General features: G+C 34.9%; 4 protein-coding genes. All 4 read left to right on the top strand.

The genetic code is table 11. The features are described 5' to 3' along the window. Positions 1–406 precede the first annotated feature (406 nt). Positions 407–1,759 (top strand): TrkH family potassium uptake protein, encoded by a 1,353-nt coding sequence (locus QZ657_RS04375; RefSeq protein ID WP_291965215.1) that lies wholly within the window; start codon positions 407–409, stop codon positions 1,757–1,759. A 324-nt stretch (positions 1,760–2,083) separates the two neighbouring features. Next, the gene (locus QZ657_RS04370; protein ID WP_291965213.1) at positions 2,084–4,006 is read left to right on the top strand and encodes a hypothetical protein; all 1,923 of its coding nucleotides are present in this window, start codon (positions 2,084–2,086) and stop codon (positions 4,004–4,006) included. 32 nt (positions 4,007–4,038) lie between these two features. Beyond that, positions 4,039–6,816, top strand: coding sequence for an alpha-L-rhamnosidase (locus tag QZ657_RS04365; RefSeq protein WP_291965211.1), 2,778 nt, complete (start codon positions 4,039–4,041; stop codon positions 6,814–6,816). Beyond that, positions 6,813–8,303: a sulfatase gene (locus QZ657_RS04360; RefSeq protein WP_291965209.1), complete on the top strand. Its 1,491-nt coding sequence runs from the start codon at positions 6,813–6,815 to the stop codon at positions 8,301–8,303. The genes QZ657_RS04365 and QZ657_RS04360 overlap by 4 nt, the downstream gene beginning before the upstream one ends. The last annotated feature ends 174 nt before the right edge of the window (positions 8,304–8,477 follow it).

The following is an 8,477-nucleotide window of genomic DNA, read 5'->3' as shown; positions in this document are numbered from 1 at the left end:
GCGCACTTGATTACGGCTCAAGAGGTTACAGGTTTGAATCCTGTCGAGGTCACTGAAAATAAAAACCCTGCAAATTAAAATTTGCAGGGTTTTTTGCTTTCAATTAAAGTGCCACCTTCTAAATAAATTTGGTCATTTTACAAACATTTGCTTTTTATACTCCAGAAAATGATAAAAATGGCAATTCAAGTTAAGGTACCTTAGCTGTAATTAAAACAATAAAGACTTCATATTAAAAAGTATACTCCAAAACAATACAGAACTCAATACCATATTACAAAACCTAAAATATTAAATCCATCAAAACATCATAAATAATATGTGGTGATCTAAATTTTAAATAAACTATCTATTAATTGGCAGATAATAAAATTTTATAACTTGCCTAACATTTAGCTTAGATGACATGGAATACTTAAAGAAATGGAATAATAAATACCTCAAATTTAAACTAAGACACTCACCACAGCAGAACTTATTTTATGGTTTTTTGACTTATATAGTTGCAGGCTTTCTTTTACTATCCTTACCTATTTTTCAGAAAACCTCAACATCGTTGCTAGATAATCTATTTATAGCAACATCAGCAGTATCCACTACAGGTTTGGTCACTGTCAGTATTTTTGACAGCTACAATTTTGGAGGTCAATTTATAATTATGTTGTTATTTCAATTAGGTGGTATTGGCTATCTCACCTTTACTACATTCATGCTACTATCAACTACTAAAAGAATAACTAGGTGGCATAAGGCCATTTTAAACTCTGAATTTACCTTACCCACTTCTATTAAAATAAAAGACTTTTTAAAATCGGTAATTATCTATACTTCTATTATGGAGCTAATAGGCGCCATTTTATTTTTTGTAGCCTTTAAAATAGATGGAATGGAAACTTTCCAAGCACTATGGAATGCTGTATTTCATAGTATAAGTGCATTCTGTACTGCAGGTTTTAGTCTTTTTAATTCAGGTTTCACAGAATACATCGGTAATGGCTTCATAAACTTTATAATTTCTTTCTTGGCCATTGGTGGCTCACTCGGATTTATTGTGGTGACCGATTTTGTTCTTTTAATCAAAAAGAAAACACATAAGCTTAGCTTTACAACCAAAATAATTCTAATAGGCTTATCAATTCTATTAAGTATTGCTTTCCTATTCTTTTATTTTTATGAACCAACGATTACTACTTTAAACGGATCAACCAGAATATATGCAGCCTTTTTTCAAGCAATGTCCGCTATGACCACGGTTGGCTTCAATACTTTGGATTTTGGAAATTTTTCTACTCCTATATTAATAGCTACCGTTTTTTTGATGTACATAGGCGCGTCACCCTCAGGAACCGCCGGCGGATTAAAAATAACTACACTTACTGCCGTATTTGCCATAATTAAAAGTCGATTAAGGGGTAGTCATCAGATTACTTTTTGGGGTAGAACAATCCCATTTGAACGTCTATATATTGCAACCTCCTCTTTTATTTTTTATACCTCGCTAATTTTTTTAGGATTATTTATTCTCACCTTCTCAGAGGAATTTAGTTTAGATAAAATACTATTTGAAGTTGCTTCAGCCCTAGGCACGGTAGGTATTAGCATGGGAATAACAGGAGACTTGAGCTCCGTTGGTAAAATCACTATTATTTTATTGATGTTTATAGGCAGATTGGGCGTTCTTACCTTTGGTCTTGCAATTTGGTCTAGGTCTGTAGCCAACAACGAAAATAAAACCTTAGAAGATGACATTGCCGTTTAAGTGTATGAACAATTGATAAAAATATCATTCATAACTTTATTAAAAAAGTTTTATCCTTTTGGGTAGATATGCCTAACATATACTCTTCGCATCAGCCTCTGACTTTGGTCTTAGTGGTAACCATGATTTTACTATGCAAGTACTATGGCTTTGAACATCCTTTTTTTTACAGATGTTCATATAAAAATAGATTATTTAGTTTTAAAAATCTTTAAACATTAGCCTCAGTACAGTACAGGATGCCTTTTTTCTAAAACTCGGTTATACTTGTGAAAAGACCGATGGCTTTTTCCGTTACTTCTTAATGGAGTCAAATTTAATAGCATGAAAAGAAAAAAATTCATTCAACTATCTGCCATGGGCGGTGTAGGTTTAACATTACCATTTACAACCTTTTTAAATTCATGCAAAGAGAATTCATCCCCGCAACCACATTCAACAGAATTTAGAACACTTACATTCAATTTACTGAGAGATTGGTGCAATGGCCTTATACAAACGCAGGTCATAAATCCTAGTGATCCCAAAACACATGGTATGTTTATATGCCCTGCTTGTAATAAAGTACATGGTAGAATGATGGATGCCGTTTACCCTCTACTTGCAATGGCAAAATATACAGGTGATAAAAAATATCTAGAATCAGGTATTGCAGTAATGGAGTGGGCAAAAAATGTTACATTACCTAGTGGAGCGTGGTCCAATGATCTAAATCCAAAATCATGGAACGGAATCACGGTTTTTGGAGCCATATCGCTTGCAGAAGCATTACATTATCACGGAGATCTTCTTGATAGCGACCGACGTCAACAATGGACAGATAGATTAGCAAAAGCCGCAGATTTCGTATACAAAAAGTTTCCTTCAATGGATGTTACCAATGTTAACTACGGGGCAACCACCATATATGCATTGAACCTTATTGGTAAGATGCTCAATAAACAGGAATACATTACCCGCAGCAAAGAACTTGCGCATGCAATAAAACCATATTTTACCAATCCTAATCACTTTCTTTACGGAGAAATTAAACCAAGTGCTCACAAACTAAGTGCTAAAAAATTACCTGGTATTGATTTAGGGTATAATGTAGAGGAGTCCTTAAATAATATTGTTTTATATGCCGTACATGAAAATGATAAAGAGTTACTTGACCTTTTGGATAAATCGTTAAGCACACATTTAGAATTTATGCTACCTGACGGTGGTTGGGACAATGGATGGGGCACCCGTATGTTTAAATGGACGTATTGGGGAAGCAGAACTTGTGATGGTAGCCAACCTGCTTTGGTCTTAATGGCAGATAGAAATCAGGCATTGGGTACGGCAGCGGTAAAATACACAAAACTATTAAAAAGGTGTACCAATAACGGATTGCTACATGGCGGGTTGCACTATGTTTCACATGGCATAAAACCTTGTATACATCATACTTTTGCCCATAGTAAGCCATTGGCACATCTATTGGATAACTGGGATAACCTACCAAAAATAAGTACCTCTACCCCGTTACCTAGAAGTATCGCCAACGGCATAAAACACTATAAAGAAATTGATACTACCCTATTTGCCCGTGGAGATTGGAGGGGAACCATTACTGCATATGATGCAATTTATAAAGATGGCCATTACCGCCAAGCCACAGGTGGGGTAATGTCCCTATTATACCATAATAAAGTTGGTCTTTTATTAGCTGCAAGTATGGCTGAATACAAATTGGTAGAATCATTAAATCAACAACCCAACCCAGGAGAAGATTTTCCATTTACACCAAGAATAGAAACAAGGCTCAATGGCAAATGGTATTCTAATATATTTGACCGTACAGCAATTATTACTTCCGAAGATACCAACGGAAAAATAAGCGTAGATGCTCAATGCACCTTAAAGGACCATAATAATGATGTTGTTCAACAAACAGCCTCTGATTTTAATTTAAGCTATCACGTTTCAGAAAACAACATACGGATTATTGCAAAAACAGATAAAAAAATTACCAACAAGACAACATTTGTTTTACCTATAATTTCTCCATCTAATGAAGTGGTTACACAAGTTAGCTCTAATGAAATCATAGTGAATAAACCAGAAGGCGTAGTAAGTATAACTTCTAGCGCAGCACTTGAAATAAAAGAGACTCCTAAAAATCGTATTTTCAATATGGTTCCTGGAGCAGAAGCAATTCCTATCATGGCGGTATTCAAGGTTAATACTAATAAATTGGAAATAACAATTCAAGTATCTTAATCTATATAATTTTAAATAAAATGCATTATAACTTGATATCTAAACATATTGTTCAAGCATTCATTTGTGTGGTGGTAATCTGCCATACGGCATGTAATGAAAAGCATAACTTAACGGCCGCACAGAACTTAATAATTTCTGAAGGTTTTAAAAACCCTTTAGGTTTTTATGATAACGAACCTACTTTTTCTTGGAAATTACCAGTTGATAAGGCTATTACTGCACAATCTGCCTATAGAATTGTAGTTGCCAGTAGACCAGACTTATTACCGGACCAAGCAGATTTGTGGGATTCAAAAAAACAACTAACGGACCAATCTAATTGGGTAAAATACCAAGGAGCCCCACTAAATTCACGTCAAAAAGCATATTGGCAAATAAAATACTGGAATCAAGCGGACCAAGATTCTGACTGGAGTGAAATTCAAAATTTTGAATTAGGATTACTTAAAAATAGTGATTGGCAAGCAAAGTGGATAGGTCTAAACACTGTAAAAGATAGCATACGTGGTCGTGACAACGTACTTATTCATAAACCGCAATATCTGAGAAAACAATTTAAGCTGACAAATACAATTTCATCCGCTAGGTTGTATATCACCGCCAAGGGGGTTTTTGATGTTTCTGTAAATGGTAAAAATGTAAGTACTGATGTAATGTCTCCAGGGTTTACTACATATGATAAAAGAATTGAAACATTAACCTATGATGTTACCAACTTAATAAAAACTGATCAAAATACTATTGGCGTGGAGCTGGCATCCGGTTGGTATTCCGGTAGGTTACTGTGGGGAAAAACACCATGGGACAATTCTATTTCACCTAAAATTCTATGTCAATTAGAAATCAATATGGAAGATGGATCTAAAGAAATCATCATTTCAGATGATAGTTGGAAAGGAACAACCAACGGACCAATTCAATTTTCTGAAATATATGATGGTGAAATTTACAATGCCAATTTGGAAATGCCCAATTGGACTACCAATGAATTTGCTGATAATAAATGGCACAGTGTAGAAACCATGAACCTTGACGACCACATTGCTTTAGAACCAAAAAGACACACAACGGTAAAAGCAAAAATAACGCTGAACCCAAAAGAAATTACAAAAAGAGATGATACCGTAATTTTTGATTTAAAGCAGAATATGGTTGGCGTACCGCACGTAAATGTGCCTATGAAAAAGGGTGATACACTAAAAATTAAATTTGCTGAAATGTTATCGCCAGAGGGCAATTTTTATACAAAAAATTATCGTTCGGCAAAATCAACAGATTATTATATTCCTTCGAAAGATGGTGATATTGAGTATATACCCAAATTTACTTTTCATGGTTTCAGATATATTGAATTAAGTGGATTTGATACATCTAAACAACCTAACAAAGATTGGGTAAAAGGTATTGTACAGTATTCAGATTTTGACGACAATGGTACGTTTACATCATCTAGTGACAAATTAAACCAACTACAAAATAATATTATCTGGGGGTTAAGAGGTAATTTCTTTGATATTCCCACAGATTGTCCTCAACGTGATGAACGTTTAGGGTGGACAGGTGATGCCCAAGTTTTTGGACCAACATCTATGTTCAATGCCGATGTCTATAAATTTTGGGCAAGCTGGTTACAAAGTGTTCAAGAAGCTCAGTTTGAAAATGGAGGTATCCCTTGGACAGTGCCAGATGCACGTGGCAATAAAATTGGTAGTTCCGGTTGGGGTGATGTTTGTACCATTATTCCTTGGAAAATTTATATGCGTACAGGTGACAAGAGCATATTGGAAGATAATTTTGAAATGATGGAAGAATGGTTAAAATATCATAAACTGAAATCAAAAGACAATATTTCCAATATGATGTCTTTTTCAGACTGGCTGCAGCCCTATCCAGAAAACGGTGACAATAGAGGAGACACTTCACTTAATCTTATTGGCACTGCTTTTTATGCCCATTCGGCAAAACTTGCTTCTAAAAGTGCTGCTGTATTAGGGAGAATAGAAGAACAAAAAAAATATGAAGAGATATATAAAACAGTAGCCAAATCATTTGAAAACACCTTTTTTGATGAAAGCGGCAAAGTTAAGGGAGTATCATCTACCCAAACATCTTATTTGTTGGCCTTGGCTTTTAATTTACTATCCGAAGACAAAATAGTAAATGCCAAAAAGTATTTAATGGAAGAAATCTCTAAAGCTGATGATCATTTACGCACAGGATTTCTAGGAACCCCATTATTATCAAAAGTTTTAGATGAAACCGGCGAGATAGACATGATGTACAAATTACTTTTTAACGAAACGTACCCGTCATGGTTCTACTCTATTAATCAAGGTGCTACAACTATTTGGGAACGTTGGAACAGTTATAGCAAAGAAGAAGGATTCAATCCACAGAACATGAACAGTTTAAATCATTACGCCTATGGTGCTATCGGTGAGTGGATGTATGAAAGAATTGCAGGTATATCACCCTTAAAAGCTGGTTACAAAGTCATAAAAATTGCCCCTATACCCAACTCAGATTACTTAACCAATGCCTCGGCAACTTTACAAACTCCATTTGGCACGGTATCAAATTCTTGGAAAATTTCCAATAATCAACTTAAAATGGAAACTCACATCCCACCAAACACAACGGCAAATATTACGGTACCAAAATCTGGAGAAAATGATATTTTGATCAATAATCAACCACTAAAAGAATATAAAAAAATTAAGTTATTGAGCACCACTGATAATTATGTTGAAATTGAAGTTCTACCGGGCACTTATAAATTTACGGCACCTTACAAACTAGATAAATGAAAATTTATAACTATGTTTTTTTGATATTGGCTACGATGCTACTACCTTCTTGTCACGAGAAAAAAAATCGTACAGATACTTTAGAAGAAAAGCAGCCAAATATTCTTTTTATAGGCGTAGACGATCTAAATACGATGATAGGTAGTTTTGACGGCCCTGCAAAAACACCAAATATAGATAGGCTTGCAGCTATGGGAGTTTCCTTCACAGATGCGCATTGTCAAGCACCATTATGCGGCCCATCAAGAGCATCCTTAATGACAGGATTAAGACCTTCTACCACAGGAATTTACGGAATGACTCCAGATAATGAAATTCGACGAGAAGGAAATTCTACCACAAAAGATATTACATTTCTACAAGAGTACTTTGAAAACCACGGGTACCACACAATGGGGATTGGTAAGTTATTTCACATACATGCTCCAGACAGTACTTTTAATGAATCTGGAGGTCGTGTAAAAGGCTTTGGACCCTATCCAGAAGAAAGATTTGTTTGGGATGGATTTGGTACGGCAGACAGAAAAAAATATGGTAGAACTAGCACAGATTGGGGCGCCTTTCCTGAGAATGACACACTAATGCCAGACCACAAATCCGTTGATTGGGTCATTGATCGGTTACATAAGAAATATGATAAACCATTTTTTATGGGTCTAGGGTTTTTAAGGGTACATGTACCCTTATACGTACCACAAAAATGGTTTGATCTATATCCTTTAGACGATATTAAAACACCTCCATACAAGGCAAACGATCTAGTAGACATACCACCTGTAGGGCTTCAAATAAACGATTTACCTATGATGCCTACTACAGATTGGGCAAAAGAAAACGGAGAGTGGAAGAAAATAGTACAGGCATATTTAGCGTGTATCAGTTATGTTGATTATGAATTAGGTCGTGTTCTAGAAGCCTTAGAGCATAGTGAATACGGTGATAACACAATTATTGTATTATGGTCTGATCACGGGTACCGTTTAGGAGAAAAAGGAACTTTTGCAAAACACGCATTATGGGAAACTGCTACTAAAGCGCCATTAATATTTTCGGCACCAAATTTACCTAAAGGAAAGAAAATTGATGCTCCAGTTGAAATGTTGTCCATTTACCCTACACTTTTAGAATTAAGTGGACTACCTAAATATTCAAAAAACGAAGGGATTAGTTTAGTGAATATGATGAAAAATAATGAAGGGTTAGTCGATGCACACGCCATTACTACTTTTGGGATGAACAACCATACCATTAAAACAAACGGATATAGATATATTAGATATGAAGATGGCACCGAAGAGTTTTATGACCATAGTACAGACCCTAATGAATGGACAAACCAAGCAAAAAATTTAAAGTACAAATCTCAAATTGAAAGAATGAAAGATAAATTACCTGAACGGAATTCAAATTGGGATAAAAAATCTTCTTATACTTTTCAACCTTATTACGTAGAACAAAAAGAACGTACTAGTAACTCTAAATCCTAAAGATACCAAAATAGTTACTGCAGGTTGAAAATAGTTAATTAAAAGTTGTTTGCACCCCCCTTATAATTATTAAGAGGGGTATTTTTTTATAGTGGCCACATTTTGATTACGGTTAAAAATTTCAACTGAAATGATAAATATCTACGCGGTTTTAAAGCAATATGCAATAACCTA

The organism is Maribacter sp., assembly GCA_020629415.1.
In the GTDB taxonomy this organism is placed as follows: domain Bacteria; phylum Bacteroidota; class Bacteroidia; order Flavobacteriales; family Flavobacteriaceae; genus Maribacter; species Maribacter huludaoensis.
This window is presented reverse-complemented; position numbering and strand designations above follow the sequence as displayed.

What these genes read in the sequence shown, in the direction of transcription:
- QZ657_RS04370 (WP_291965213.1), top strand. Translation starts at nt 2,084, where the DNA reads ATGAAAAGAAAAAAATTCATTCAACTATCTGCCATGGGCGGTGTAGGT.
- QZ657_RS04375 (WP_291965215.1), top strand. Translation starts at nt 407, where the DNA reads ATGGAATACTTAAAGAAATGGAATAATAAATACCTCAAATTTAAACTA.
- QZ657_RS04360 (WP_291965209.1), top strand. Translation starts at nt 6,813, where the DNA reads ATGAAAATTTATAACTATGTTTTTTTGATATTGGCTACGATGCTACTA.